24 protein-coding genes and 1 riboswitch are annotated in these 24,675 nt (G+C 66.8%); of the genes, 6 read left to right on the top strand and 18 right to left on the bottom strand.

What is annotated here, in order from left to right; translation table 11 throughout:
* Window positions 1-2: 2 nt before the first annotated feature.
* The 11 genes from GH664_RS08175 to GH664_RS08125 all read right to left on the bottom strand — a co-directional run bounded on the left by GH664_RS08175 (window position 3) and on the right by GH664_RS08125 (window position 10,309).
* Window positions 3-476, bottom strand: coding sequence for a type II secretion system protein (locus tag GH664_RS08175; protein WP_153167603.1), 474 nt, complete (start codon window positions 474-476; stop codon window positions 3-5).
* Entirely contained in the window at window positions 476-2,737 is a 2,262-nt protein-coding gene (locus GH664_RS08170; RefSeq protein ID WP_153167552.1) for a secretin N-terminal domain-containing protein, read from the bottom strand. Before GH664_RS08170 ends, GH664_RS08175 begins: the two co-directional genes overlap by 1 nt.
* A complete protein-coding gene (locus GH664_RS08165) occupies window positions 2,721-3,272 on the bottom strand; it encodes a hypothetical protein (RefSeq protein WP_153167551.1) in 552 nt (183 codons plus the stop codon). The genes GH664_RS08170 and GH664_RS08165 overlap by 17 nt, the downstream gene beginning before the upstream one ends.
* Window positions 3,269-3,835 (bottom strand): hypothetical protein, encoded by a 567-nt coding sequence (locus GH664_RS08160; protein ID WP_153167550.1) that lies wholly within the window; start codon window positions 3,833-3,835, stop codon window positions 3,269-3,271. The genes GH664_RS08165 and GH664_RS08160 overlap by 4 nt, the downstream gene beginning before the upstream one ends.
* Window positions 3,832-4,395, bottom strand: a complete 564-nt coding sequence (locus GH664_RS08155; RefSeq protein ID WP_153167549.1) for a hypothetical protein — start codon at window positions 4,393-4,395, stop codon at window positions 3,832-3,834. Before GH664_RS08155 ends, GH664_RS08160 begins: the two co-directional genes overlap by 4 nt.
* Window positions 4,395-5,099, bottom strand: a complete 705-nt coding sequence (locus tag GH664_RS08150) for a hypothetical protein (protein ID WP_153167548.1) — start codon at window positions 5,097-5,099, stop codon at window positions 4,395-4,397. The genes GH664_RS08155 and GH664_RS08150 overlap by 1 nt, the downstream gene beginning before the upstream one ends.
* Window positions 5,083-6,753 (bottom strand): GspE/PulE family protein, encoded by a 1,671-nt coding sequence (locus GH664_RS08145; protein ID WP_153167547.1) that lies wholly within the window; start codon window positions 6,751-6,753, stop codon window positions 5,083-5,085. Before GH664_RS08145 ends, GH664_RS08150 begins: the two co-directional genes overlap by 17 nt.
* On the bottom strand, window positions 6,750-7,922 hold the full coding sequence (locus GH664_RS08140) for a type II secretion system F family protein (protein ID WP_153167546.1): 1,173 nt from the start codon (window positions 7,920-7,922) through the stop codon (window positions 6,750-6,752). Before GH664_RS08140 ends, GH664_RS08145 begins: the two co-directional genes overlap by 4 nt.
* 13 nt (window positions 7,923-7,935) lie before the next feature.
* Window positions 7,936-8,385, bottom strand: a complete 450-nt coding sequence (gspG, locus tag GH664_RS08135; protein ID WP_269468949.1) for a type II secretion system major pseudopilin GspG — start codon at window positions 8,383-8,385, stop codon at window positions 7,936-7,938.
* A gap of 122 nt (window positions 8,386-8,507) precedes the next feature.
* A complete protein-coding gene (locus GH664_RS08130) occupies window positions 8,508-8,687 on the bottom strand; it encodes a DUF4351 domain-containing protein (protein ID WP_228111434.1) in 180 nt (59 codons plus the stop codon).
* A 152-nt stretch (window positions 8,688-8,839) separates the two neighbouring features.
* The gene (locus tag GH664_RS08125; protein ID WP_256219462.1) at window positions 8,840-10,309 is read right to left on the bottom strand and encodes an ATP-binding protein; all 1,470 of its coding nucleotides are present in this window, start codon (window positions 10,307-10,309) and stop codon (window positions 8,840-8,842) included.
* Window positions 10,310-10,516: 207 nt separating this feature from the next.
* Here GH664_RS08125 and GH664_RS08120 point away from each other — a divergent pair, with 207 nt between their 5' ends.
* Window positions 10,517-10,684 (top strand): type II toxin-antitoxin system VapC family toxin, encoded by a 168-nt coding sequence (locus tag GH664_RS08120; protein ID WP_228111432.1) that lies wholly within the window; start codon window positions 10,517-10,519, stop codon window positions 10,682-10,684.
* A gap of 97 nt (window positions 10,685-10,781) precedes the next feature.
* Here GH664_RS08120 and GH664_RS08115 read toward each other — a convergent pair whose 3' ends face one another.
* Entirely contained in the window at window positions 10,782-11,048 is a 267-nt protein-coding gene (locus tag GH664_RS08115; protein ID WP_153167543.1) for a hypothetical protein, read from the bottom strand.
* A 473-nt stretch (window positions 11,049-11,521) separates the two neighbouring features.
* Between GH664_RS08115 and GH664_RS08110 the strand changes: the two genes are divergently transcribed.
* Window positions 11,522-12,508: a choice-of-anchor N protein gene (locus tag GH664_RS08110; RefSeq protein WP_228111431.1), complete on the top strand. Its 987-nt coding sequence runs from the start codon at window positions 11,522-11,524 to the stop codon at window positions 12,506-12,508.
* Between the two features lie 85 nt (window positions 12,509-12,593).
* Here the strand turns inward: GH664_RS08110 and GH664_RS08105 are convergent, their stop codons facing one another.
* The 5 genes from GH664_RS08105 to argS all read right to left on the bottom strand — a co-directional run bounded on the left by GH664_RS08105 (window position 12,594) and on the right by argS (window position 18,413).
* The gene (locus GH664_RS08105; protein ID WP_153167542.1) at window positions 12,594-14,390 is read right to left on the bottom strand and encodes a S8 family serine peptidase; all 1,797 of its coding nucleotides are present in this window, start codon (window positions 14,388-14,390) and stop codon (window positions 12,594-12,596) included.
* Between the two features lie 92 nt (window positions 14,391-14,482).
* Window positions 14,483-14,569, bottom strand: a riboswitch (cyclic di-GMP riboswitch).
* 187 nt (window positions 14,570-14,756) lie between these two features.
* The gene (locus tag GH664_RS08100; RefSeq protein WP_153167541.1) at window positions 14,757-15,194 is read right to left on the bottom strand and encodes a PilZ domain-containing protein; all 438 of its coding nucleotides are present in this window, start codon (window positions 15,192-15,194) and stop codon (window positions 14,757-14,759) included.
* A 56-nt stretch (window positions 15,195-15,250) separates the two neighbouring features.
* Window positions 15,251-15,886 (bottom strand): thiol:disulfide interchange protein DsbA/DsbL, encoded by a 636-nt coding sequence (locus GH664_RS08095; RefSeq protein WP_153167540.1) that lies wholly within the window; start codon window positions 15,884-15,886, stop codon window positions 15,251-15,253.
* Between the two features lie 88 nt (window positions 15,887-15,974).
* The gene (locus tag GH664_RS08090; RefSeq protein ID WP_153167539.1) at window positions 15,975-16,634 is read right to left on the bottom strand and encodes an SPOR domain-containing protein; all 660 of its coding nucleotides are present in this window, start codon (window positions 16,632-16,634) and stop codon (window positions 15,975-15,977) included.
* Between the two features lie 15 nt (window positions 16,635-16,649).
* A complete protein-coding gene (argS, locus tag GH664_RS08085; RefSeq protein ID WP_153167538.1) occupies window positions 16,650-18,413 on the bottom strand; it encodes an arginine--tRNA ligase in 1,764 nt (587 codons plus the stop codon).
* Window positions 18,414-18,532: 119 nt separating this feature from the next.
* Between argS and ubiB the strand changes: the two genes are divergently transcribed.
* Entirely contained in the window at window positions 18,533-20,062 is a 1,530-nt protein-coding gene (ubiB, locus tag GH664_RS08080) for a ubiquinone biosynthesis regulatory protein kinase UbiB (RefSeq protein WP_153167537.1), read from the top strand.
* 19 nt (window positions 20,063-20,081) lie between these two features.
* Here the strand turns inward: ubiB and GH664_RS08075 are convergent, their stop codons facing one another.
* Complete coding sequence (locus GH664_RS08075) at window positions 20,082-20,972, bottom strand: LysR substrate-binding domain-containing protein (protein ID WP_153167536.1); 891 nt, start codon at window positions 20,970-20,972, stop codon at window positions 20,082-20,084.
* Window positions 20,973-21,219: 247 nt separating this feature from the next.
* Between GH664_RS08075 and GH664_RS08070 the strand changes: the two genes are divergently transcribed.
* The 3 genes from GH664_RS08070 to GH664_RS08060 all read left to right on the top strand — a co-directional run bounded on the left by GH664_RS08070 (window position 21,220) and on the right by GH664_RS08060 (window position 24,646).
* Window positions 21,220-22,689: an MFS transporter gene (locus GH664_RS08070; protein ID WP_153167535.1), complete on the top strand. Its 1,470-nt coding sequence runs from the start codon at window positions 21,220-21,222 to the stop codon at window positions 22,687-22,689.
* Between the two features lie 131 nt (window positions 22,690-22,820).
* Window positions 22,821-23,978: a M20 aminoacylase family protein gene (locus GH664_RS08065; RefSeq protein WP_153167534.1), complete on the top strand. Its 1,158-nt coding sequence runs from the start codon at window positions 22,821-22,823 to the stop codon at window positions 23,976-23,978.
* A gap of 35 nt (window positions 23,979-24,013) precedes the next feature.
* A complete protein-coding gene (locus GH664_RS08060) occupies window positions 24,014-24,646 on the top strand; it encodes a trimeric intracellular cation channel family protein (RefSeq protein ID WP_153167533.1) in 633 nt (210 codons plus the stop codon).
* Window positions 24,647-24,675: the final 29 nt, after the last annotated feature.

The following is a 24,675-nucleotide window of genomic DNA, read 5'->3' as shown; positions in this document are numbered from 1 at the left end:
GCTCACCACTCCCGATAGGGCACGCCGTTGAGGCCCACGCGCTCGGAAAGCGAATACACGTCGAACACGTCGGCGCCCTCGCGCGGCGCACTGGGCGGACTGGCATAACTGCGCCTGCCCCAGGTCTTGTCGGCCGGTGCGCTGGCGTCGGCGAAGAAGGGGTCGCGGGGGAGGCGCCGCAAAAAGTAGATCTTGCGGCCGTCGGGGTCGGTCGCATCCGTGACGCCATTGACCAGGGTCCCAAGATCGGGCGGGTAACCCGAAGCCCCCGTCCTGACTTCGATGCGCAGGGCGTCCACTGCGGCCTTGTAGGCATCGAGCCCGTCGCGGATCTGGCGCAGCGCGGTGCGCAGTTCCGATTCCTTCATGCGCTGTGCGGCGAGCTCGGCCAACGGCATGGCGCCCGCAGCAAGGATCCCGACGATGGCCACCGTGACCACCAGCTCGATCAGCGTGAAACCGCGCCGCGACCACATCATGGCAAGACGTTGATCGTCGTCGAGCTGCTCGCCGGGCTCGCCATGCGCTGCCCGCCGACCTGCAGCGTGACACCGGTCACCGCAATGCTGGCCATCCCCTGTCCCTCCGCCTTCACACGGAAGGAGAGCGGCAACTGGCTCGGCAGCGTGCCCGGCACCAGCGCCACCGAGGCCTGGCCCGCCACCACGGCGGCGAAGCCCACCGGCTCCAGCAGCGCCGGATCGTAACCGACGTCGATCACACCGCCGTCGTGGCGGCCGCTGCCCCCCAGTTCCAAGGCCAGCGTCACCGTACTGCCGGGCTTGGCCGTCTCCGGCCCCGTCAAGCGCACCACAAGGTCGCGAAGGCCCGCCCCGGCGGCCCCCGGCGCAGTTGCCGGTCCGCTCGATGAAGCGGCCGGCGGCGGCAAGGCCACAGGCAGGCCGCCCGCAGCGGACATCGCCGGCCCTGCCGCGCGCAGGCTCAGGCTGCCCTGCGCTCCGCCGGCCATGCGCAACGGCAGCGCGCCGATGCTGGCCTCGGTGCCTGCCGGCAGATCGTCGCGGGCGGAAACCGGCGGCACCACGTTGCGCACGATGCGCGGCGTGATCAGCAGCACGATCTCGGTCTTCGAGCCGTCGTCGCGCTGTGACGAGAACAGCCGCCCCAGCACCGGCAGCTCGCCCAGCCCGGGCAGGTGGCGGGCGGTGACGCGGTCCTGGTCGTTGATGAGGCCGGCGAGCACCTGCGTCTCGCCGTTCTTCAGCCGCAGCGTGGTGGTCGCGCTGCGCGTGCCCAACTGGTAGGCGAGCGAGCCTTCCGGCCCCGGCACTTCGCGCACGATGTTGCTGACCTCCAGCCCGACCTTGATCGCCACCTGGTCGTCGAGGGTCACGCTGGGCTCCACTTCGAGCTTGAGGCCGACATCCAGGTAGCTGACCGACGCCGCCACGCCGACGTTGGCGGTGGAGGTCGTGGTGAACACCGGCACTTTCTCGCCGATGTGCACCTTGGCCGAGGCGCGGTTCTTGACCCGGATGCGAGGATTCGCCAGCGTGCTGCTGTCGCCGTCCTCGCTCAGCAGGCGCAGCACCGCCGCCGGGTTGGCGGCGAAGGGCGCCAGCTCACCGCCGCGCCGCAGATTGACGTTGCCCTGCACCAGCGCGCCGCCATTGCGGCTGGCGAGCAGGCCATAGCCGATCTCGTCGGGAAACTCGAGACCGATATCGCGCAGCTTGGTGCGCGCCACCTCGAGCACCTCGACCTCCAGCATCACCTCGGGCTCGGCCACGTCCAGCGAGGCGATCAGCCGCTCCGCAAGGCGCACCGCCTCCGGCGTGTCCTTTATCACCAGCAGGTTCAGCTTCTCGTCGATGAAGATGTCACGCGTCTTCACCACCTGCTTCACCAGCGCCTGTGCCTGCTTGGTGTCGGCATGCACGAGATAGAAGCTGCGCGACACCAGGTCCTGATAGTCGCGCTGCTTGGCTGGCGTCGACGGGTACACCAGCACCAGGTGCGGGTCGATCAATCGCGTCTCGATCTGTTGCGTGGTGGCGAGCAGCTTGAGCACCTCACCCACGGTGCGGTCGCGCACCACCAGCGTCACGAGGGCATCGTCACGCATCTCGCGGTCGAAGACGAAACTCAGCCCGGCGGCATGCGACAGCGCCTCGAACACCGCACGCAACGGAGCCTCGCGGAATTGCAATGACACCTTCCTGTCCATCGGACCGCCCGCCAGGCTTGCCGACCGCAATCGCTCCGCGGTCCGCCCTTCGTCGGCCTCGCGCAGCAGACGCTGCGCGTGCGCATTCGCCGGCACCTCTGCCAGCACCGAACGCGCAAGCCGCTCCGCGCCCGCCGCATCGCCCCGTGCCAGCGCGACTTCGGCCTCCGACAGCCGCACCTGGCGGCGGCGCTCGTCGGCGAGCGACTCGATGCCCGCTGCCGCACGCGGATGCGTCGGGTCGATGCCCTGCGCGCGGCGGTACAACTGCTCGGCGCGGTCGAACTCCCCCAAGGTTCGCGCGTGCTCGGCCGCCGTCAGGTACTCGCTCGCCAGGCGCTCGCGCTGGCGCAGATAGAAGGCGCGCAGTTCGAGGTTGCGCGGCTCGTCGCGCACCCGCTGCTCGAGCGCGGCAAGCGCGGCGAGCGGATCGCCGCTGATGAACTCGGCGCGGCTGCGGTCGAGCGCAGTGTTGGTCCCGCACGCGGCGAGCAAGCCGGCGAGCGCCAGCGGCAACAGGCGACGCAAGGGTCTATTGAGTGGGTTCATGATCGGACACTTGGAGCGACTGCTGCTGGCGCAGCGGCAGATAGGTGAATTCGATGCGCGTCGGCGTGATGCGGTCGACACGGTAGCGCTCGTCGATGCGCTCGCCGGCGCGCAGTATGCGGACTTCGCGCCCCTCCAGTAGCACGACCGAGCGCTCGCCGCGCTCCTCGATCAGTCCCGCAAAGCGGAACGGCAGCGGCGGCAAGCCAGCCTCGGGCGGGGGTGCCGGGGGCGGCGCCTGCACTACCGGCGCGGGCGGGGCCGAACTGGCCATCAGCGTACCCCCCTCCGCCGGCCAGGCGTGACGGCTCACTGCCAGGGCCGCTGGCGCTGCGCCGCGGGCGCGAGCAATGGGAGTGCGCAATGCCGCCGCCGACGTTGCCGCCCCCCGCGTCGCAGGCGACGCCGCCCCCGGCCGGGTCGCCGGCGGCGCGACCGTGTTCTCCAGCATCGCCGCCCACCAGGTGGCAGCGAGCGTCGCGAGCAGGGCGGCGCCAAACAGCAGCGGGCGTCGGTTCGCAGGTCGAATCCTCATTCGCCCTGCCTCACGAACACCACCAGCCGGATGTCGGCGTGGACCAGGTCCGCGCCCTCTTCAACGCGGCGTATGGAAAATGATTCCAGGCCCACCGCGGGCGTACTCCCCAATACCTCGCCAAGCCACGTGTAGAGCGCACCGTAGCTGCCCTGCACCGGCATCTGCAGCGACACACGCGCCAGCGGCGTGCCAGGCTCGTCGGCACGGCGGTAGGCTGTGCGCTCGACGTTCAGCCCATGCGCGTCGGAGAGCTCATAAAGCCGCGCCAGCACCCGCGGCAATTCGCTTGCTGCAGGAAACGAAGCAAGAAAGCCCGCCACCGACGGCGCGCCCCGCGCGCCTGCGGGCGCCTGACCGGATAACTGTGCTCGCTGTGCGGCCAGATCGGCGCGCCGCGCCGCCGCCCACTCGCCCGCCGCAACCTGGACCAGCGCCGCCGCAAGCAGCAGCCCCGCGCCCAGCAGTCCGGCCCAACCGGCGCGGCGCAGCATGCGCAGGCCCCCTTCGAGAAGCGCACCCGGACTCAAGCCGCGCTCGCGAAACCCTTCCGTCCGCATCATCGTCCCGCCCCCCACGACGCCGTCGCGTTGATGCGCACCGCCGCGCCACCCTTGCCCTCGATCCACGCATGGCTGTCGAGCGAGGCCGCGCGCAATGCACCGTCAGCCTGCTGCAGGCGCTCGACCCAGGCAAAGGCTGCGTCCAGATCCGGCGTATCGGCAACGATGCGCAGGCTGCCACGCGCGGCATCGCCGTGGAGTTCCATCAAGGTGACCCCCTCGGCCTGCGCGCGCGCCACGTCGGCAAAGACTCCGGCCCAGTCGGCGTTGAGCCGGGCCGCCACCGCCTGCGCCGCGCCGGCATCGAGGCTGCCGTCCGTGCCTGCAGGGACTGCAACCGGCGTCGCGGCCGCACGTGTCTGCGCGCGCAGGCGCTCGACGATCCGGGTGCGCTCGTCAACATCGACGTAATCCGACCATGCGCCGACCAGCGCGGCCACCAGCGCAACGGCGCCGATCAGCAACGTCAGCCAGCCGAGCCCGCCCGGGCGCCGCCGGCGCGGCCCGAAATCCAGCGCCAGCAAGGCCGGCGCATTGCGCAGCGAAGACGGGCGACGCATCAGCGTTCCTCCGTGCGCACGATGCGCCAGCCGGGCAGCGCAGCCGGTGCGATGCCGCAGGCGTAGAGCGTGCCCTCGCCGGCCGGTGCATGCTCGGTGTGCCAACCCTCGAGCATGCGTGCCAGGTCGCCCATGGCATCGGCGCCGACCGCGCGGCTGCGCACGGCAAGCCAGGCCCCGTCACGCCACACGCCTGCCGTCAGGCGCTCCCCGTCCAGGATCGCCAGCGCACCCAGGGTACCTGCGGCCTCGTCGAAGCTGCGCTGCAGGCGGTTGTAGCGATCAACGAAATCGCCCACGACCTCGCCCAATCGTACGCCCGGCGCACGTCCAAGCATGTTGATCGCAGTGATCAGCGCCGCTGGCGCCGCACACGCGAGCGACGGGAAACGCACCGCATCGCGGTCGGCGGCGAACGCCCAGTCTGGCGCAGCGATGTCGTGCACCGTGCGAAAGCGATGCAGCATGAATGCCTGCCGCTCCTCGGCGGTGCGCACGCCTGCGGGCCAGCGCAGCACCAGATAGCGCAACCAGCCGTCGCCCAGCACCACCTTCAGCCGAGCGCCGCCGCGCAGGCTTGCGCCCAGCGCTGGCAGCACGGCAGCCGGATCGCCTCCATGCGGCTGGCGACGTTCGCCATCGGCATCGCGCAGCAGCCAGGCGTCGGACTCGAGGCGCAGCAGGCGCTCAGCGGAGCGTGACACGGTTCAGTTCCTCCACGGTGGTGTCGCCGATAGCGACGAGTTCGATCACCGCCTCGCGCAGGCTGCGGAAGCCGCGCCGGCGCGCCGCCTCGCGCACTGCGCGCACCGGCGCGCGCGCCAGGATCAGCTCGCGCACCTCGTCGTCCAGCAGCAGCACCTCGGCCACCGCACGCCGCCCCTTGTAGCCGGAGCCGCGGCAGTGGCCGCAGCCGGTGCCGGCGCGGAAGGCGAAACGCGACACGTCGCCCAGCGCGGATTCGGCGATGAGCGCCGCATCGGGCGTCACCGCCACGCTGCACTGCGGGCAGTTCATGCGCACCAGGCGCTGTGCCACCACGCCGTTGAGCGCCGCCACCAGGTTGTAGGGGTCGATGCCCATGTGCATGAAGCGGCCGATCACATCGAACACGTTGTTCGCATGCACGGTGGTGAACACCAGGTGGCCGGTCAGCGCCGCCTGCACCGCGATCTCGGCGGTCTCGCCGTCGCGGATCTCGCCCACCATGATGCGGTCCGGGTCGTGACGCAGGATGGAGCGCAGGCCGCGCGCGAAGGTGAGGCCCTTCTTCTCGTTGACCGGGATCTGCAGCACGCCGGCCAACTGGTATTCGACCGGGTCCTCGATCGTCACCACTTTCTCCAGCCCGCTGTTGGTCTCACCCAGCGTGGCGTACAGGGTGGTGGTCTTGCCGCTGCCGGTGGGACCGGTCACCAGCAGCATGCCGTAGGGTTCGCTCGCCAGGCGGCGCAGCACCGCGCGCGAGCCGGCATCGAAGCCGAGCGACTCCAGCGTCAGCCCGCTCATCTCGGCGCTCAGGTGTTCCTTGTCGAGCACCCGCAGCACCGCGTCCTCGCCGTGGATGCTGGGCATGATGGAGACGCGGAAGTCGATCTCGCGCCCCCCGGTCTGCGCCTTGAAGCGGCCGTCCTGCGGCACGCGGCGCTCGGCGATGTCCAGTTCGGCCATCACCTTCAGGCGGGAGATCGCCTGCTCGGCCAGCTCCGCCCCGGCCGCGCCCCCCACCCTCGAGAGCACGCCGTCGATGCGGTAGCGGATCACCAGCCCGGCCGGCACCGTCTCGAGGTGGATGTCGCTGGCGCCCTGCTTCAGCGCATCGTACAGGGTGGAGTTGACCAGCTTCACCACCGGGCTGGCGTCGGCGCTGATGCGCTTGAGCGACAGCTCCTCCACCGCCTCGCCGCCTTCGAGGGCTTCGCCCGCATCGGTGAGGCCCACCGCACGACGTACCTCGTCCTCATGGCGGGCGAGGCAGGCGGTGAGGTCGTCGCGGTCGGCCAGCGCCAGGGCAAAAGGCTCGGGCAGGCGTGCGCCCAGTCCATCGAGCAGGTCGCTGTCGAAGGGGTCTGCCACCACCACCAGCAGGCGCCCGGACTCGTCGCGCAGGGCGACGCATTCCCGGCGCAGGGCGGTTGCGAAAGGCACGGCGTCGAAGTCAGGCGCCAGCGTCATGAGCCGCGCATGACCCACGAGCGGAAACCCGCAAGTCGCGGCAAGCCTTGGGGCGCGCAATTGCGCCACCGGCTCGAGTTCCGCCAGCGCGTCGAGCAGGCGCCCCCCTGCCGCACGCGCGGCAGCCAGGTCGGCAACACTGAAAGGGGGTGCCGCGACGGGCGCGTTGGCCTGCGAACTCAACCTATGGTCTCCGCCAACTGGAAAATGGGCAGGTACATGAGCACCACGATGAGGCCGATCGCGCAGCCGATCACCAGCATGAGCACCGGGCCGAACAGCCGTGTCAGCCACTCGACTTCGCGCGCGGTCTGTTCCTCGTGGAATTCGGCCGAGCGCGTCAGCATCTCGCCCAGGTTGCCGGCGCGCTCGCCCACGGTCAGCATGTGGCGCGCCACCGGGGTGGTCAGCCCGCATTCGGCCAGCGTCGCGGCAAAGCCGCGGCCTTCGCGGATGCGGGCGATCGCGGTGGCGAGGCTGTCACGCAGCAGGGGCGACAGCAGGCCCGACACCATGCCCAGCGCCGGCACCGCGGCGATGCCGCCAGACAGCAGCATGCCCAGCGTGCGATAGAAGCGCGCGAGCTGGAAGATGCGCAGGCGCGCGCCCACCATCGGCAGGCGCCACAGCGCGCGCCCCACTGCCGCCCACAGCGCCGGGCTGCGCGCCGCCAGCACCGCCGCGGCGATCGCCACCAGCAGCCCCACGCCGAGCAGCACCGCGTTGGCCTCCACCAGCCGCCCCCAATCCAGCAGCAGGCGCGACAGAAAAGGCATGTCGCCGCCCATGTCTTCGTAGATGTGCGAGAAGCGCGGCACCACGTACCCCAGCAGGAACAGCACCACCAGCCCGCCCACGCCCAGCAGCAGCACCGGATAGATCGATGCGCTCACCAGCTTGCCGCGCAGCGTGTCGATCTGTTGCTGGTAGGCGATGTAGCGCTCCAGCGCGCGGTCGAGATCGCTGGTGCGCTCGGCGGCGCGGATCGTCGCCACGTAGAGGTCGGGAAAGGCCTGCGGCTCGGCCTCGAGCGCGCTCGACAGGGTCCGGCCCTCGCGCAGCGCTGTCAAAATATCCGACAAAACCACCCGCACCGCGCCACGGTGCTCCTTCTCGGCCAGCGCCGACACCGCCTCGGCGAGCGGAATGCCGGCACGCAGCAGCGCGAGCAGTTCCTGGTTGAAGAGTTGCAGCGGAAACCGCGACCCGCGCCGCACCGCCACGCTGCGCAGCGACAGCACGGCCAGTCCACGCGCCGCGGCCAGCGCCCGCGCCTCGGCCTCGCTGCCGGCATCCAGCTCCGTTTCGACGACCGCAGCATCCGCGCCGACGGCCTTCACGCGATAACGCATGCGGCGCGGCGCCTCACCAGTTGCCGATATCCGCGGCCGGCCCTTCGCCGCCGGGCTGCCCGTCGGCACCGAACGACAGGATGTCGTACTCGCCATGTTCGCCCGGCTGGCGGTATTGATACGGCTGGCCCCAGGGATCGGCGGGAACCGCCTTCTTCAAGTAGGGTCCCGACCACTGCGACACGCCCGCCGGCGCCGTCATCAGCGCCTGCAGGCCCTGTTCGGTGCTCGGATAGTGCCCGACATCCAGCCGGTACTGGTCCAGCGCCTTGCCGAAGGCATCGATCTGCGCATGCGCCACCTTGATCTCCGACTTGCCGATCTGGGCAAAGAACCGCGGCCCGACGTAGCCGGCGAGCAGGCCGATGATGACCATCACCACCAGCAGCTCGAGCAGCGTGAATCCCCGCGACCGCCCGCGACCGCCCGCGCCACACCCCCGCCGACTCACCATTCCGGCCATGCCCTTCCTCCCGTCACAAGCAAGGGCAGAATTGTGGCACAAGCGCGCAGTGCATGACCGCGCGCAAGGCTCGATCCCGACGCAGCCTGCTCCGTAGGGTCGGCTTCAGCCGACCTCCGCCTTCAGCTCTCTGCGAACACGTCGTCGAGCGTCGCGGCGTCGAGCACCCGCTCGGCCCAGCGCTCGAGCAGGTCAGGTGCCGCCTTGGCGAGGCGGTTGGTGGTGGCGGCGGAAAGCGGTCCGAAGCGGCGGTTCAACTGGCGGGCGAGCAGGACTGCGATGCCCTCTGCGCGACCCTCCATTCGACCTTCCTGGCGCCCCCTTGCGAGCCCTTGTTCCAGTTGCGCTCGTAGAGCAGCCGCACGAGGCGGCGCTTGGCCTGGAAGCGGTCGTACGGCGCGTCGTGGGTGCGCCGCGTGAGCAGGTGGGCGGCAGATGTCTCTTGCCGTCATCGCTAGTGCTTCGAGCGAAGCAGATTACGTGCGATCGTGTAACAGTGCAGCGCCACCGGAACGAAGTCGACCGGAACTCCGTCGAGTTCAGCCTGGCCCGTGTAGGTCCGCGTTGTGACCAGCGGATGGCGAGCCAGCGCGTGCCTGGCCGCCAGTTCCTGGAGCCCTTTCAGCTCCTGCAACTGCTTGGAAATGCGGTCGGACCACTTGATCTCAACGGCAAAGCGGGGCTTCCGTGTGCGGACGTCGATGGAGACGATATCCACCTCGAGGGTCTGACGGCCTGACTTCCAGCGTGCATAGTGGAGCGATCGACTGATGACCGTATCGTGCAGCCACTGGCTCCAGACTGCCGTCTCCGCGAGATTGCCCATCGCTTCGTCCTCACTGCGCACAAAGCCGAAAAGTGCCGCGCGCACGGAAGGGTTGGTCAGATAAACCTTGAAGGTACGCGCGCGTTGCATGCGCAGGGCATTCTCGTCGATGCGGTGCACGCGGCGGATCAGGAATGCGGCCTCCAGGTATTCGAGGTAATCGCCGAGTTTCTGCTTGGTGATGTTCGAGTGCTTCGACAATGCCTCCAGACCGACTTCGTCCCCGGTGTTGAAGGCGAGGACATTGAAGAAGCGATTGAGCTCCTGTGTGTCCGATATGCCATAAAGGCTGGGAAGATCCTTGAGCAGAACCTTGTCGATGATGTCCTGGCGCAGGAAACGGGAGGGATTCTCACGCACCACCGGGTTCATCACCGCTTCGGGGAAACCCCCGTAGTTCAGATAATTGAGAAACTCTTCGTTGAGCGCATCGATGTCGGTGGCAAGGTAACGACTATTTCCGCTGCCCTCGTCCTCGCGCTCGACAATCAGTTCATCCTCCCGCTGCGCGAAGGTGAGGTACTCGGCGAAGGTCAGCGGCGGCAGGACGAACTCGGTGAAGCGGCCGGCGCCGGACTCCCTGCTCTTCATGCGCAGCGCGGCGGCGGCCGAGCCGCTTGCGATGAAGCGAACGCCCGGATAGCTGTCGACGAGGGACTTGAGATGAACCTCCCAATCCTTCAGGTACTGCACTTCATCGAAGATGACCCAGAGTTGCTGCCCGGCCGGGTGCTGATGCTGTTCGATGAACAGGCGCACCAGACCTTCGAGGCTGCGACCGGAGTACAGCGGCGTGTCCAGCGATGCGAAAAGGATGCGGACACCCGCCAGGCCGTCATCCAGCAGTCGCTGGACGAAGTGCTTGAGCATGACGGTCTTGCCCACGCGACGCGGGCCGATGAGTACGACGGCGCGCCGAACGCGGGTTTCGAGCGCCAGACGACAGAAAGGGCCGAAGTACGCTCGACGCGGCCAGAGTGCCTCTTCCGGGTCAATTCCACCCCCCGCGCGCCACCAGGGGTTGTCGAGGCCGAGTCGGCGCTGAACCTCCTGGAGCGGGATTTCGAGCCTTGACACCATAAGCTGCAAACCCCTCATCTAAATCGTCACAATAGAGGCCATGAACATAGCTTAATGCAACGCCAATGGCAAACTTATGGAAAATCAGATGGTTGCAGAGGCACATTAGCTTCGCATCGACGCTTGCGTCGTTGACATCGGCTTGGCCGTCGATCAACACCTACACCGGGTCGCCAGTCATTTCCGATGTCGATCCCACCTTGCGTGGGGCGCCGAGACCGGAGAGTGGCAGCCGACATCCGCGACCAACTCCTCCGCACCGGCCAGCCGATCGGCGAACTGGACATGATGATTGCCGCCCATTCCCTGTCGGCGGGAGCAGTGCTGGTGACCAACAACCTCCGCCATTACGAGCGGATCGACGCCCCCTTGATACTGGAGAACTGGGCGTAGCTGCCCGCGCGGCAGCGGATCGGCTGCTCGCAGGAAAATAGAACAGAAGAACAGCGCCGTGGTACCGGGCGAGGTCGGCTTCAGCCGACCTCCGCCTTCAGCTCTCTGCGAACACGTCGTCGAGCGTCGCGGCGTCGAGCACCCGCTCGGCCCAACGCTCGAGCTGGTCAGGTGCAGCCTTGACGAGACGATCCGTGACGGCGGCGGAAAGCGGGCCGAAGCGGCGGCGCTTGGCCACCAAGCGGTCGTAGGGCGCATCACGCGTGCGCCGCGTGATTAAGTGGGCGACAGTGACGAGCGCGAAGGGTTTGGGTTCGGCCGGCAGTGCGGCGAGTTCGCCCTCGCGATCGATCAGCTTGGCCACCGGGTAAGTGGGGCGATGGCAGCAGCCGAGCCGTTCGAACCCGAAGCGGTCGGGACGCCAGCCCGGATCGTCGTCGCCGAGAACGGCGAGGCTGGCGACGGGGCGGTCGTAGTGGTCGAAGATGCGGTGAACATACGCCGCGCGAGGGCGCTGTCGTGCTGGTCCTGGACTTCGACATGGACGCAGGTCCAGTCCTCGCTGCCGTCGTGCATGAAGACGCGCACTAGCTTGTTGAAATGGCGACGATCCAGAGGGCAAGCCACATTTGCATATGTCCTATAAGGGGGCGCTAAGTTGCGGGCATTGGGGCTCCGGGCGGATCGACGCACTATTGGGTCTTGCAAAATCGAGCACAGCGGCCAAACGGGAGAGATGGGAGAACTGCCCCATGATCACCACCACAAGGGGAAACGGAGGAACCGGGAAAGCAGCAAACATGGTCTGCCTGTTGTCCGCGAGGAAGATTTAACCACGTGTCGGCCAGTTTTACACTTTTGATCTTGACGGACAGCACGAAAGACAAACATTTTTTATTTATCAATACTTTGCTGAATATGGTACAAATCATGCTAGAAAGTCCGCAAGCGCGTCGTATCGATGCAGCCCGAAACGTGAAGCATTGGAGACCTATCATGAAAGTGCTAAAGAATGCGGTGGCAGCCGCTATCGGCCTCGGCTTAATCGGTGCTGCGCACGCTATCAATGTACTGCAAGTGGGCGCACCTGCCGGACTTGGCGATGCTGGAAAATATGCCGATTACCAAGCGAACACGACTAATCCGACTGAAACAGATACAGCAATTACGTCCAGCGGGACCGTCTACGTCGCGGGCACTTATCAGAACAATAGCGTTCTCAACCTTGGCGGGCAGTTCGGCACTGGCGGGGACTGGTCGTCGATTCAGATTTCCAACAACCCATCTGCCTTTTTCCCTACGGAGTTCAATGGTAAGGGTGCCATATTGGTCGTGTCTGTGCCTGATGGCTCGTTGGCAACCGTAGGGCTCAAAGTCGGAGGCGTCTCATACTTTTACAGCAGTGCGACACTGAGCAATCTGTTCCCAAATAACCATGACCCGTTAAAGGACGGCATTTCAGACTTCCTTTTCTACGATATCGGGAGCTTTACGAAAACCGTAGGTGCAGTACCGAATCTAGCAGACGAAACCGGTGCTGCGGATGGAGAAATTAAGACGTTGACGCTTTCGGACTTTGGCAGTTTGGCATGGGCTCACTTCGATGCCATGGCCATTGAGACGTCAGAGCAAGGCGGAGGAAGCAACGTTCGAATCGTTACCACATGGGAGAATAACCCCGGCTCACACGACCTAACTTGGAAGAAGCCGGGCGGAGGCGGAGGCGGAGGCGGCGGAAACGCTCCGGAACCCGGCTCTCTGGCACTACTCGGGGTTGGTCTTGCAGGACTTGCTGCACGTCTGCGCAGTCGCCGTACTGCCTGAAGACGTCTCCCGCAACTGCGGTGTAAGCGCAAAGGCCCCAAGCAGACATTCTGCAGGGACCTTTTCCTCGTCTACGAGGTTGCGATCACCGCGCAACCTGAATCGTCTGAGTACCGACATTGCCGGCTGCATCGATCGCGTCCAGCCGGACCGAGTGACCGCCGGCCGCAACTTTGCGCGTATTCCACGAATAGGACAGGCTGGCGCCGGAGACGGTGCTCACCAAGTTATTGTCGATGTAAAGCCGCATCTGCGTCACACCGACATTGTCGCTGCCGGCACCCTTCACGCTGACCGTACCGCTCACCGTGGCACCTGCACCCGGGTTGCTGATGGTCGACACCGGCGGCGTCGTGTCGGCCGCTGTCGACTTGGACGTGCTGTTCGCCGTGCTATTGGCCACCGTCACCGAAACCGCCTTTGTCGAGTAGTTGCCTGCCGCATCGTAGGCATAGGCCGTCAGCGTCGCCGCGCCGTCAGCCACCGCCGTGGTATCCCAACTGAAACCGTATGGTGCGGTCGTATCGCTGCCGACGCTCTTGCCATTCACCATCAGATCGACCCGGCTGACACCCACGTTGTCGCTGGCACTGACGTCGACCGCAACAAGGCCACTCACCGTGCTCCCGCTCGCCGGGCTGGCGATGCTCACGGTCGGCGCCGTCGCGTCTGCGGGGGTCGCAAGGCGGGCAGCCTGCACCGCAGCGACCGCATTTACGCGACCATAACCGTAGTAGGCATCCCAACCCGCCGTACCCAGATCCACCGCTGTCGAGAAAAGCAGCCTTTCCAGATCGCCCGCTGCCAGGGCCGGATTGGCCGCTTTCATCAGACCGACCACGCCGGCTACGACCGGACTCGCGAGCGATGTCCCCCACCATTGCTGGTAGCCGCCACCACGCACCGTCGTCCAGATGTTCATGCCGGGCGCGGCGACATCGACGTACTGCCCGTAACTCGACCACGACGTCTTCACGTCATTGGCGTCGGTCGCCGAGACGCTGACCATCGTACTGCTCGCGGCGATCAACTCCTCGGCGCCGCTGTTGCCTGCCGCCACGACCGTGACGCCGCCCTTGTTCTTCAGGTACTGCGCGGCGCTCTGCACCGTCGAACTGCCCGATACGCCGTTGTAGCTGATGTTCGCCACATTTGCGCCCTTGTCCGCAGCCCAGGTCAGACCCTGTGCCACCGTGCTCCAGTACGCGTAGGCATTCGCGTCAGCGATGCGGATCGGCATGATCATCGAACCGCCCGACACCGACGCCACGCCGACTCCGTTATTGGACGCCGCCGCTGCCGCGCCCGCCACTGCCGTACCATGACCGTTCACGTCCGAGGCGTCGGCGTTATTGTCCAGAAAATTCCACCCGCCAACCATCTTGGTGGCGAGATCCGGGTGCGTTGCATCGACACCCGAGTCGAGAACCGCAATCACCACCCCTGCGCCGGTCGACGCATCCCAGGCTGAGTTCGCCTGGATCTTGCTCAGATGCCACTCACTGGCCGCATAGGGATCGTTCGCGGTTGCGGCGCCAGAGACGATCATGTCCCGCTCGGCGAACTTCAGGTGCTTGTTCTTCTTCAGCAGCGCCTCGACCGCCTTTTCGGACGCCTGCGCCGGCAACTGCACGATGCGGACGTTGATCTTGTCGATCTTGCCAACCTGCTTCCCGCCGTGCGGTTTGAGGATCTTGTCGAGCTCGGTGTCCGACAGCCCGGGGCGCGGCTGCACCAGCAGGCGGCCCGGCGCCCACTGCGGTTGTGAAGAATTAACCTGCGCGACCGCAGGCAGCGACAGCGTGCCCAGCGCGATCGCCAGGCAGGCCAGCGCCGGGGCGCGACGGAAAGAACGGGAGGTGCGGCGGTGCGGTGCGTTCATTGCGGACTCCATGCTTGAGATCTCCGGCCCGCGTGCCACGGGCGAGGATTGCATGGACCAACGACGCACCCGTCCAATACGGACGATGCTTGCCTGGCAATCCCGCTGTCATGGGGCGCGAGCCCTTTAGACCGGTAACTTTGCGTCCCCGCCTTTCGACGGGTTTGCCCTGTTTCAGGACGCGACGATCAACTCGATTACGAATGCCGACGCGAATACTACTTTTGGACTAACTTAAATCAAGACCGTGTAACTGGACGTTACCTTTTCACGATCCGATGCCTGTGTCTACGGCCCGGCCGCCGGTTTCTTGAGGGCACCGTGAGAAATGCCCGCCTTCGGCCCAGAAACCGACCGGACGGCCACTTACACCAGCGAGCGCCCCTGCACGATCATCACCGCATCCTTCTCTGAGATGCGGACAGTGGCGCTCATGATCACATGGGTGACGAGCCATTCCTGCAGGCGATCGGCGTTTTCGGGCGACAGGCCGACGAAGCGGCAGCCGGAGGCTGGGCCGCAAGGGCCTGGCACCTGGTTGACGACGATCGCAGTGCAGTGGATTTCGTCGGGCACGCCGTCGCGTTGCAGCACGACGGCGAACTCGCCCCGGGGCGGCGGCGCGAGCGAGGCGGAGAAGCCCTCCAGCGAAAGGTCGTTGAGCGCGATGCGCTCGCCGCCCATCGCCAGCCAGAAGCAGGACCGACCATGGCGGCGCGCGATGAAGCGCTGGCGCACACGACGGTCCGCGTTGGCCGGTTCGGCCGTGGCCTCGCCGCCGCCGGTGTTGGTTTCGTCACTCATGAATGCTCCCTGTCCCCGTTCGCGCCGTCGCCGCGGCGCTCTTGATCATCGACGTCTTATTTTGCGCGCTCCCGCCGTGCGCGCGCGATCAACTCGTCGGCCTTCTTGAGTGCTGCCTCGTGGCTGCCGGCCATCGACGCGGAAGTCAGGAACTTGCCATCGATCGCCAGTGTCGGCACGCCCTGGATCTTCATGTCGCGCGCGCGCTGGTCGGCGCGCTGCAGCATCGAATTGACGCCGAAGGACTTGTAGGCGTCCATGAACTTCTTCGGATCGACCACCTTGCCCTGGATCCACTCGCTGACGCCAGCCTCGGTATGCAGCGGACGCTTCTCGTCCTGCACCGCGGCAAACACCTTGCCGTGCAGGGCATGCAGGTCGCCACTAACCTCGGCGGCGTAATACAGCCGCGCCAAGCCTGCAAGTTGCTGGTTGTTCCAGATCGCCGGGATGCGGCGGAAAGCAACATCCTGCGGCAGCTTCTTCAGCCAGGACTCGAGCAGCGGATCGAAGTTGCGGCAATGCGGGCAGCCGTAGTGGAAGAACTCCACCACCTCGATCTTCGACGGGTCGTCCGTCGCCTGCGGCGGATTCAGCACCTGGAAGGTTTCCTCCGCGGCCCACGCGCCGGCGACGGGCGAAGCGAGGGCGGCAAGCGCGGCGAGCTGTTTCAGGGCGTCACGACGATTCATGCGGTACTCCTTGGGTGTTGGGAACTACGAGGAAACGGCCGTCAGACGTGCTTCATGCCACAGACGTTCCCGCGCCGCGGGTAAGGAATCATTGCGCGGTTGCAGCGCGGCTCACGGTCGCGTTGAAGCCGGACTCGGCCAGCCGCGCGCGCGCCGGGTTCATCTCTTCCGGGCTGGAGAACGGACCGATGCGCACACGATGCACCGTGCGACCATCGGCAAGCTGTACCCGCTGTCCGCTCGCCTCGATGCCCGCCAGCGCGAGGCGCGCCTTCAGGTTGTCCGCTTCGGCGGGATTCTCGAACGAGCCAATCTGCAGGTAGAGGCGCTCGACCGGCTTCGGCGTAGCTTCCTTCACCGCAACCGGCGCCTTGTCGGCCGCCGGCTTGTCGACCTGCGGCTTCTCGGCGGTCTTTTCCGGCGCCTTCTCGACCGGCGCCGGCCGTTGCGCGCTGCTCTGCGTGCCATCGCCTTGCGGCAGGATCTTGTAGAACTCGAAGTCCTGCTTCACCACCGGGCGGTCGCCGGGTTTGCCGGGCAGGGCCGCAGGCGGCTGGGCCGCCGTCGACGGGCGCGGCGAGGCGCTCGGCACCGACTGGAAGGGGTTCGCACGGGTGAAATACCAGGCGGCACCGGCGGCGATCAGCGCACCGAAGATCAGGCCGATGAAGATGCCCATCAGGGTGCCGCCGCCGCTGCGCGCGGGCGGACGGGCGGGTTTGCGGACGGGCTTGCGATCACGACTCACGGGACTCTCCGCTGCTCACATCGATTCGGGCGCCGACACGCCCAGCATCGCCAGGCCGCTGACGAGCACCTGGCGCACCGCGGCGGCCAGCGCCAGGCGGGCGAGCTTGACCGCCTCGTCGTCAACCAGCATGCGCTCGGCGTTGTACCAGCTATGGAAGTCAGCAGCGAGGTCCTTCAGATAGAAGGCTATCTGGTGCGGCGCATAGTCGGCTGCGGCGTTCTGCACCAGCTCGGGGAACGTCCCCAGGCGGGCGCACAGCGCCAGCTCGCGCTCGTTCTGCAACAGGCCGAGGTCGGCCGCTGCGAGTTCGGCCGCCTCGCCCCCCCACTGGTTGAGCACCGAGCACACACGGGCATGCGCGTACTGCACGTAGTAGACCGGGTTCTCGTTGCTCTGGCTCTTGGCGAGATCGAGGTCGAAATCCAGGTGCTGGTCGGACTTGCGCAGCACGTAGAAAAAGCGGCAGGCGTCGTTGCCGACTTCCTTGCGCAGCTCGCGCAGGGTGACGAATTCACCCGAGCGGGTGGACATCGAGGTCTTCTGCCCGTCGCGGTAAAGCACCGCGAACTGCACCAGCGCCACTTCCAGCTTTGCCGGGTCGAGCCCGAGCGCGGTAATGGCGCCCTTCACCCGCGGAATGTAGCCGTGGTGGTCGGCGCCCCAGATGTCGATGATGCGCTCGAAGCCACGCTCGTACTTGTTGAGGTGGTAGGCGATGTCGGATGCAAAGTACGTATACAGGCCGTTCTCGCGCTGCACGACGCGGTCCTTCTCGTCGCCGAAGGCGGTGGAGCGGAACCACTTGGCGCCGTCCTGCAGGTAGAGGTGGCCCTGCTTCTCGAGCTGCGTCACCGCGCGCTCGACCAGGCCGGTGTCGAACAGGCTCTGTTCGGAAAACCACTTGTCGAAGCGCACGCCGAACTCGCCGAGGTCGTCGCGACCGTCGCCGAGCTGTTCGTTGAGCGCGAAGCCATGCACCCAGCCGTAGTCGTCGCCGAGCAGCTTCTTGGCGTTGGCGATCAGCGCGTCGAGATGTTCCTCGCGCTGCTGCTTGGCCTCGTCGTCCTTGCGCTCGGCCAGCGGCAGGCCGGGCGTGCCGGCGAGGATCTGATCCGCAGTGACCCTGGCGAAACGGTCCTCGTGGGCGTCGCGCATGTCGCGGCCCATGTCGATGACGTAGTCGCCCTGGTAGGCGTTGGGCGGAAACGGGATCTCGATGCCGAAGAAGGCGAGGTAGCGCAACCAGGTCGACAGCGCCAGGATGTCCATCTGGCGGCCGGCGTCATTGACGTAGTACTCGCGCGTCACGTCATAGCCGGCGAAGGCCAGCACGTCCGACAGCGACGCACCGTAGGCGGCGCCGCGGCCGTGGCCGACGTGCAGCGGGCCGGTCGGGTTGGCGGACACGAACTCGACCTGCACCTTCACGCCCTTCGTCGCGCCGCGGCCGTAGTCAGCGCCCCGCGCAAGCACGTCGCGCACGACCGCCGTCTTGGCATCGGCGGCGAGCGTGAAGTTGATGAAGCCCGCGCCTGCGACCTCGGTCTTCGCGATCAGCTTCGAGGCCGGCAGCTCGGCCAGCAGCAGACCGGCGAGTTCGCGCGGATTGCGCTTCAGCGGCTTGGCCAGTTGCAGCGCCAGGTTGGTGGCGAAGTCGCCGTGGCTCGCCTGTTTCGGGCGCTCCAGCAGGATGGCGGTGTCGGCGTGATCCGGCGCCACGCTCTTCAGCGCAGCCTTCAGCAGATCGGTCAGCAATACTTTGGGGTCGGCGCTCATGGCACTCGGCAGGGAAACTAAACGCGCGATTATAGCGGATAGGCTGCCAGCCTCCTCTTTGCCCACGCGCGGCTTTCCGGCTAAAGTCCGCGCTTTCCCGCAGCCGAACTCCCTCCGCCGTGCGCCTCCTCCGCCTCGCCAAGATCGTCTCCGTCGGCCTGCGCTTCGGCCTCGATCGCATGATCCTCGACGCCGACTCCAGCGGGCGGCTGGCGCGCGCGTGGCATGCGGTGTTCTTCTGGCGCAGCTTCGCCGAGCCGCGTGGCGTGCGCCTGCGCCGCGCACTGGAGTCGCTGGGCCCGATCTTCGTCAAGTTCGGCCAGATGCTGTCGACACGGCGCGACCTGCTGCCGCCCGACCTCGCCGACGAGCTCGCGCTGCTGCAGGACCGCGTGCCGCCCTTCCCCACCGAGCAGGCGCTGGCCTTGCTGGAGAACTTCTACGGCAAGCCGGTCGACGCGGTGTTCAACAACTTCGAACGCACGCCGGTCGCGTCCGCCTCGGTGGCGCAGGTGCATTTCGCCGAACTACCCGACGGCACGGAAGTCGCGGTCAAGGTGCTGCGCCCAGGCATCGAGCGCGTCATCGAGCACGACCTCGCGCTGCTGGAAGTCGCGGCGACGGTGCTGGAAAAGATCTGGCCCGAAGGCCGCAGGCTGAAGCCGCGCGAAGTGGTGGCCGAATTCAGCAAGTACCTGCATGACGAACTCGATCTGATGCGCGAGGCGTCGAACTGTTCGCAGTTGCGGCGCAACTTCACCGACTCGACGCTGCTGATCGTCCCGGAAGTATATTGGGACTGGTGCGGCAGCAAGGTGATGGTGATGGAGCGCATGTACGGCGTGCCGATCTCGCAGACCGGCGTGCTGCGCGCGCAGGGCACCGATCTCGCGGCGCTGTCGCGTGCTGGCGTGGAGATCTTCTTCACCCAGGTGTTCCGCGACGGCTTCTTCCACGCCGACATGCACCCGGGCAACATCTTCGTGCATGGCGACGGGCGCTACATCGCGCTGGACTTCGGCATCATGGGCACGCTCGACGAGGTGGACAAGAACTACCTCGCGCAGAACTTCCTCGCCTTCTTCAAGCGCGACTACAAGCGCGTGGCGATGGCGCACATCGAGGCCGGCTGGGTGCCGCCGCACACCCGCGTCGACGAGTTCGAGGCGGCGATCCGGACCGTGTGCGAGCCCATCTTCGACCGTCCGTTGAAGGAGATCTCCTTCGGCAAGACGCTGCTGCGCCTGTTCCAGACCGCACGGCGCTTCGAGATGGAAGTACAGCCGCAGCTCGTGCTGCTGCAGAAGACGCTGCTCAACATCGAGGGCCTGGGCCGCCAGCTCGACCCCGACCTCGACCTGTGGAAGACCGCAAAGCCTTTCCTCGAGCGCTGGATGGACGAACGCATGGGCTGGCGCGCGCTGGTGCGCAGCGTGCGCGAGGAGGCGCCGAACTGGGCCGGCACGCTGCCGCAGTTGCCGCGGCTGACGCACCAGGCGCTGGCCGAGGCCACCCGGCATCGCGCCGAACAGAAGGACAGGATGGCCGAGCTGGCGACCCTGCAGCGGCGCCAGGGCTGGCTGCTGCTGCTGGTGGGGCTGCTCGCCGCCAGCGTGCTGGCGCTGGAAGTGCACCGCCTGATGGGTTGAGCCCGCCCGGCCGAAGAGCTCAATCCGCCATGTAGCGGGCAAGCAGAGTCGCCATCGGCTTGGCCGAGCTGGACAGCGGGATGCCGCGCAGGCGCAGCAGGCCGAGCGGCATCGGCGGCGGAAGGGGTTCGACCTCGATGCACTGGATGCCGTGGCCGACGAGCTCGTCGCGAAACAGCGCCGCCGGGCCGAGGCCGATGTAGTCGGTGCGCTGCATCAGCTCCAGCATCAGCATGGACGACGCGCAGCGGATCAGGCGCGCCGGTCGTGGCAGGTGCTGCTGCTCCATCCACTCTTCCAGCGCGCTCCCCAGGCTGCCCTGGCTGAGGTTCATGATCCACTTCGCCTTGGCCAGCTCCGCCCAGGTGGTGCGGGTGCCGAGCGGATGCCCGGTGCGACCGGCAAGGGTGATTTCCACGCTGCCGATCGGCTCGAACGCGACCTCGTAGGGAAGGTTGTCAGGATTGGCCACCGCGATGGCGAAATCCAGCCGGCCTTCGACCAGATCCGGGAGGATCTGGGTGAGCAGGCCTTCGGTCAGTTGCACTTCGGCATCGGGGCGCAGGCGCTCATATTCGCGCAGCACGCGCGGCAGCACGCGCGCGCCCACCATCGGCGTCACGGCGAGGACGACGCGCGAACGGGCACTGCCGCTCAGCAGCCTCACCTCCTCCGCGCCCTTGTCCAGGATGGACAGGGCCAGCCGCGCATGCGTCAGCAGAGCAGCGCCCGCAGGGGTGAACTCGATGCCCTTGTAGCTTCGCGTCAGCAGCTCGGCGCCGACATCTTCCTCCAGCTCATGCAAGGCCTTGGTCAAGGCGCTCTGGCTCAGGTTCATTGCCCGCGCCGCGGCGCGGATCGATCCGCACTCCGCCACCCGCAGCAGCGCCCTCAACTGATGGTCTTTCATCGCGGCAACCCAAGGACTCGCGAGGCTCCATGCCCCGCCACAATGCACTCATGCGGCACGCGGATTCGCGCCGACACGCAGTGTGCCCACCTTCGGCAGCGCCGCCAAGCGTACCCATGCCGCCAGCAGGGGCTTGTGATTCCGATTGGTTGTCACCCCCGCCAATACGGCGTCTTTTGGATTTCACCAGAAAGCATAGGATGCGCCCCGTAGCCCCCATTCAACCGGTTTTCTTCAGGAGATAACCATGAGCACAACCGCCGTTCAGGCCCCTGCGTACCAGGGGACGGACAAGCTGCTCTACGGCATCATCATGGGCGTCATCGCCTTCTGGATGTTTGCCCAGACCACGCTCAACATCGCCCCCGACATGCAGCGCGAGCTCGGTCTGGATTCGAGCATGATGAACATCGCCGTGGCGATCACGGCGCTGTTCTCGGGCATCTTCATCGTCGTCGTCGGCGGCCTCGCCGACCGTGTCGGCCGCGTCAAGGTCGTCAATATCGGCTTCTTCCTCAACATGGCCGGCTCGCTGCTGATCGGCCTCGCGCCGATCGGCGACCTGGCCGCGCCCTTCCTGCTGGTCGGCCGCGCGCTGCAGGGCCTGTCGGCGGCGTGCATCATGCCGGCCAGCCTGGCGCTGGTGAAGACCTACTGGGATGGTCCGGCGCGCCAGCGTGCGGTCAGCCTGTGGTCCATCGGTTCGTGGGGCGGTTCGGGCGTGTGCTCGCTGTTCGGCGGCCTGGTGACGGCGAACTTCGGCTGGCGCTACATCTTCTTCGCCTCCATCGTCGTGTCGGTGATCGGCCTGCTGATGATCAAGGGCACGCCCGAGAGCAAGGTCGAATCCAAAGGTGACTACAAGTTCGACTTCGCCGGCGTGGTGACCTTCATGATCGCCATGGTCGCGCTGCAGATCGTCGTCACCCAGGGCAACAAGCTGGGCTGGACGAGCCCGCTGATCCTCAGCCTGATCGCGGTCACCGTCGTCTTCGGCTCGCTGTTCTTCCGCATCGAAAGCACGGCTGCGCAGGGCTTCGTCGATTTCAAGCTGTTCCGCAACTCGACCTACACCGGCGCCACGATCTCCAACTTCCTGCTCAACGGCGTCGCCGGCACCCTGCTGGTCTCCCTGCAACTTGTGCAACTCGGCGGCAACATGACGGCCCAGGAAGCGGGTGCGCTGACCCTCGGCTATGCGGTGGCGATCATCGCCTTCATCCGTGTCGGCGAGAAGCTGCTGCAGCGCTTCGGTGCCCGCAAGCCGATGATCTGGGGCTGCCTGATCACCGGTCTGGCCATCCTGCTGCTGTCGCCCGCCAACCTGCTGCTCGCCGACTACAAGATCCTGGCGATGATCGGCTACACCCTGTTCGGCGTCGGCCTGGCCTTCTATGCCACGCCTTCCACCGACGCAGCCCTGTCCAGCCTGCCCGCCGCCCAGGCCGGCTCCGGTGCCGGCATCTACAAGATGGCCTCTTCGCTCGGTGCCGCCTTCGGTGTGGCGATCTCGGCGGCGATCTTCACCGCGCTCAGTGCCAACCCGGAAAGCATCTCCTGGGTGGAAGGCGTGATCACCTTCGTCGGACGCCAGGACAACCTGGCAGTGCGCGAGGCCGCGATCATCGCCCTGATGTTCAACGTCTTCATGGTGGCCGTGGCGATCATGTCGATCATGCTGACGGTGCCGAAGGCGGGCGCGAAGAAGGCCTCGTAAGACGGCCGGCCACAGACTCGACGCCAGGCCCGCACTCACATCGCCACCGCCAGGACCGGATCCCTGGCGGGACGCAGCAGACGCGCCCGGCGTACCGCACCCCGATTTCAGATTCCAGAGGATTCAAGATCATGAACACCCTGCTCACCGCACTGACTGAAGACCAGCCGCAAATCGAAGCGTGGCGGCATCACATGCACCGTCACCCGGAAATCGCCTTCGACGAACACAACACGGCCAGCTACATCGCCGGGCTGCTGCGCGGCTGGGGCTACGAAGTCACCGAAGGCGTCGGCAAGACCGGCGTGGTGGCGACGCTGCGCGCCGGCGACGGCTCCAAGGCGATCGGCCTGCGCGCCGACACCGATGCGCTGGCCGTGCAGGAGATCAACGACACCGACCACAGGAGCACCATCGAAGGCAAGTCGCATACCTGCGGCCACGATGGTCACAGCGCGATGTTGCTGGGCGCCGCCCAGTACCTGGCACGCACCCGCAACTTCAACGGCACGGTGCACCTGATCTTCCAGCCCGCCGAAGAGGTCATGGGCGGCGCGCCGGCGATGATCCGCGACGGCCTCTTCGAGCGCTTTCCGATGGACGCGGTGTTCGGCATGCACAACATGCCGACGCTGGAACGCGGCAAGCTGTATTTCACCACCGGCCCGATCATGGCCGCAGTCGATAACTGGGAGATCGTGCTGACCGGCAAGGGCAGCCACGGCTCCATGCCCGAGAAGAGCATCGACCCGGTGGTGGCCGGCGCCTCGCTGGTGATGGCGCTGCAGACCATCGTGTCGCGCAACGTCGCCGCCAAGGATTCCGCCGTGGTGTCGGTCGGCGCCTTCCTCGCCGGCGACGCGGGCAACGTCATCCCGCAGACCGCGACCCTGCGCCTGAGCATCCGCAGCAGCGCGCCCGAGACCCGCAAGCTGGTGCTGGACAAGGTGCGCGCGATCACCGCGGCGCAAGCCCTGTCGTTCGGCGTGAGCTTCGAGATCCGCGAAGGCGCCCCCGGCGCGGTACTGGTCAATGACCCGCAGCAGACGGCCGAAGCCGCCGACGTCGCGCGTGCCCTGCTCGGGGAAGACCAGGTGGTGATGCCCGGACCGACCTTCATGGGCAGCGAGGACTTCGCCTACTATGCGCAGCACAAGCCCGGAACCTACTGCTTCATCGGCAACGGCGACACGCCGATGGTGCATCATCCGGAATACGATTTCGACGACCGCAACCTGCCCATCGGCGCGGCCTACTGGGTTGCGCTAACCGAGCATTTCCTCAAGTAAGAACCACCGGCGACCGGCGCCGGCACCGCGCGCACATGAAACTTTCCGCCCTGTTCATCGCCATCGAAGTCGGCGGCACCCTGGCCTTTGCGATGTCCGGCCTGCTCGAAGCCACGCGCAAGCGCATGGACATCGTCGGCGTGTTTTCGGTCGCCTTCGTCAGCGCGTTCGGCGGCGGTACGGTGCGGGACGTCCTGCTCGACCGCCGGCCGCTGTTCTGGATCCAGCACGAGGTCTATCTCTGGCTGGTGCTGCTGCTGGTGCTGTCGGCGCCGCTGTGGCTGATGACCCTGCGGCACAAGCTGGGCGGCTGGCTGATGGAGCTGGCCGATGCCTTCGGCCTGGGGCTGTTCGCGATATCCGGCACCTCAATCGCCACCGCCGCCGGCATGCCGCCGCTGGTCGCCCTGTTGATGGGCGCGATCACCGCCGTCTTCGGCGGCGTATCGCGCGACGTGCTGTGCAACGAGATCCCCAAGGTGTATCGCGACCATCAGCCCTACACGCTGTGCGCGCTGGCCGGCTGCGGCGCGTTCCTCGCCATGCATTCGTTGGGCATGAGCGCCGAGAGCGCCAGCCTCATCGGCATTGCCACCGCGACAGGGTCGCGGCTGCTGTCGGTGGCCTTTGACTGGCGCCTGCCGTCCTGGCTGTCGACCTCGAAGTGAATCGCCGCACGGCCGGTGCGCACGCCGGT

It is taken from the genome of Thauera sp. 2A1 (genome assembly GCF_009469595.2).
Lineage (GTDB): Bacteria > Pseudomonadota > Gammaproteobacteria > Burkholderiales > Rhodocyclaceae > Thauera.
Note: the sequence above shows the minus strand (reverse complement) of the source record. Positions and strands in the feature narration are given on the sequence as shown.

Bases quoted from the DNA above. Each gene is read 5' to 3' on its own strand.
- GH664_RS08175 (WP_153167603.1), bottom strand. From the start codon at position 476: ATGTGGTCGCGGCGCGGTTTCACGCTGATCGAGCTGGTGGTCACGGTG.
- GH664_RS08170 (WP_153167552.1), bottom strand. From the start codon at position 2,737: ATGAACCCACTCAATAGACCCTTGCGTCGCCTGTTGCCGCTGGCGCTC.
- GH664_RS08165 (WP_153167551.1), bottom strand. From the start codon at position 3,272: ATGAGGATTCGACCTGCGAACCGACGCCCGCTGCTGTTTGGCGCCGCC.
- GH664_RS08160 (WP_153167550.1), bottom strand. From the start codon at position 3,835: ATGATGCGGACGGAAGGGTTTCGCGAGCGCGGCTTGAGTCCGGGTGCG.
- GH664_RS08155 (WP_153167549.1), bottom strand. From the start codon at position 4,395: ATGCGTCGCCCGTCTTCGCTGCGCAATGCGCCGGCCTTGCTGGCGCTG.
- GH664_RS08140 (WP_153167546.1), bottom strand. From the start codon at position 7,922: ATGCGTTATCGCGTGAAGGCCGTCGGCGCGGATGCTGCGGTCGTCGAA.
- gspG (WP_269468949.1), bottom strand. From the start codon at position 8,385: ATGGCCGGAATGGTGAGTCGGCGGGGGTGTGGCGCGGGCGGTCGCGGG.
- GH664_RS08130 (WP_228111434.1), bottom strand. From the start codon at position 8,687: ATGGAGGGTCGCGCAGAGGGCATCGCAGTCCTGCTCGCCCGCCAGTTG.
- GH664_RS08125 (WP_256219462.1), bottom strand. From the start codon at position 10,309: ATGAGGGGTTTGCAGCTTATGGTGTCAAGGCTCGAAATCCCGCTCCAG.
- GH664_RS08105 (WP_153167542.1), bottom strand. From the start codon at position 14,390: ATGAACGCACCGCACCGCCGCACCTCCCGTTCTTTCCGTCGCGCCCCG.
- GH664_RS08100 (WP_153167541.1), bottom strand. From the start codon at position 15,194: ATGAGTGACGAAACCAACACCGGCGGCGGCGAGGCCACGGCCGAACCG.
- GH664_RS08095 (WP_153167540.1), bottom strand. From the start codon at position 15,886: ATGAATCGTCGTGACGCCCTGAAACAGCTCGCCGCGCTTGCCGCCCTC.
- argS (WP_153167538.1), bottom strand. From the start codon at position 18,413: ATGAGCGCCGACCCCAAAGTATTGCTGACCGATCTGCTGAAGGCTGCG.
- GH664_RS08075 (WP_153167536.1), bottom strand. From the start codon at position 20,972: ATGAAAGACCATCAGTTGAGGGCGCTGCTGCGGGTGGCGGAGTGCGGA.
- GH664_RS08070 (WP_153167535.1), top strand. From the start codon at position 21,220: ATGAGCACAACCGCCGTTCAGGCCCCTGCGTACCAGGGGACGGACAAG.
- GH664_RS08065 (WP_153167534.1), top strand. From the start codon at position 22,821: ATGAACACCCTGCTCACCGCACTGACTGAAGACCAGCCGCAAATCGAA.
- GH664_RS08060 (WP_153167533.1), top strand. From the start codon at position 24,014: ATGAAACTTTCCGCCCTGTTCATCGCCATCGAAGTCGGCGGCACCCTG.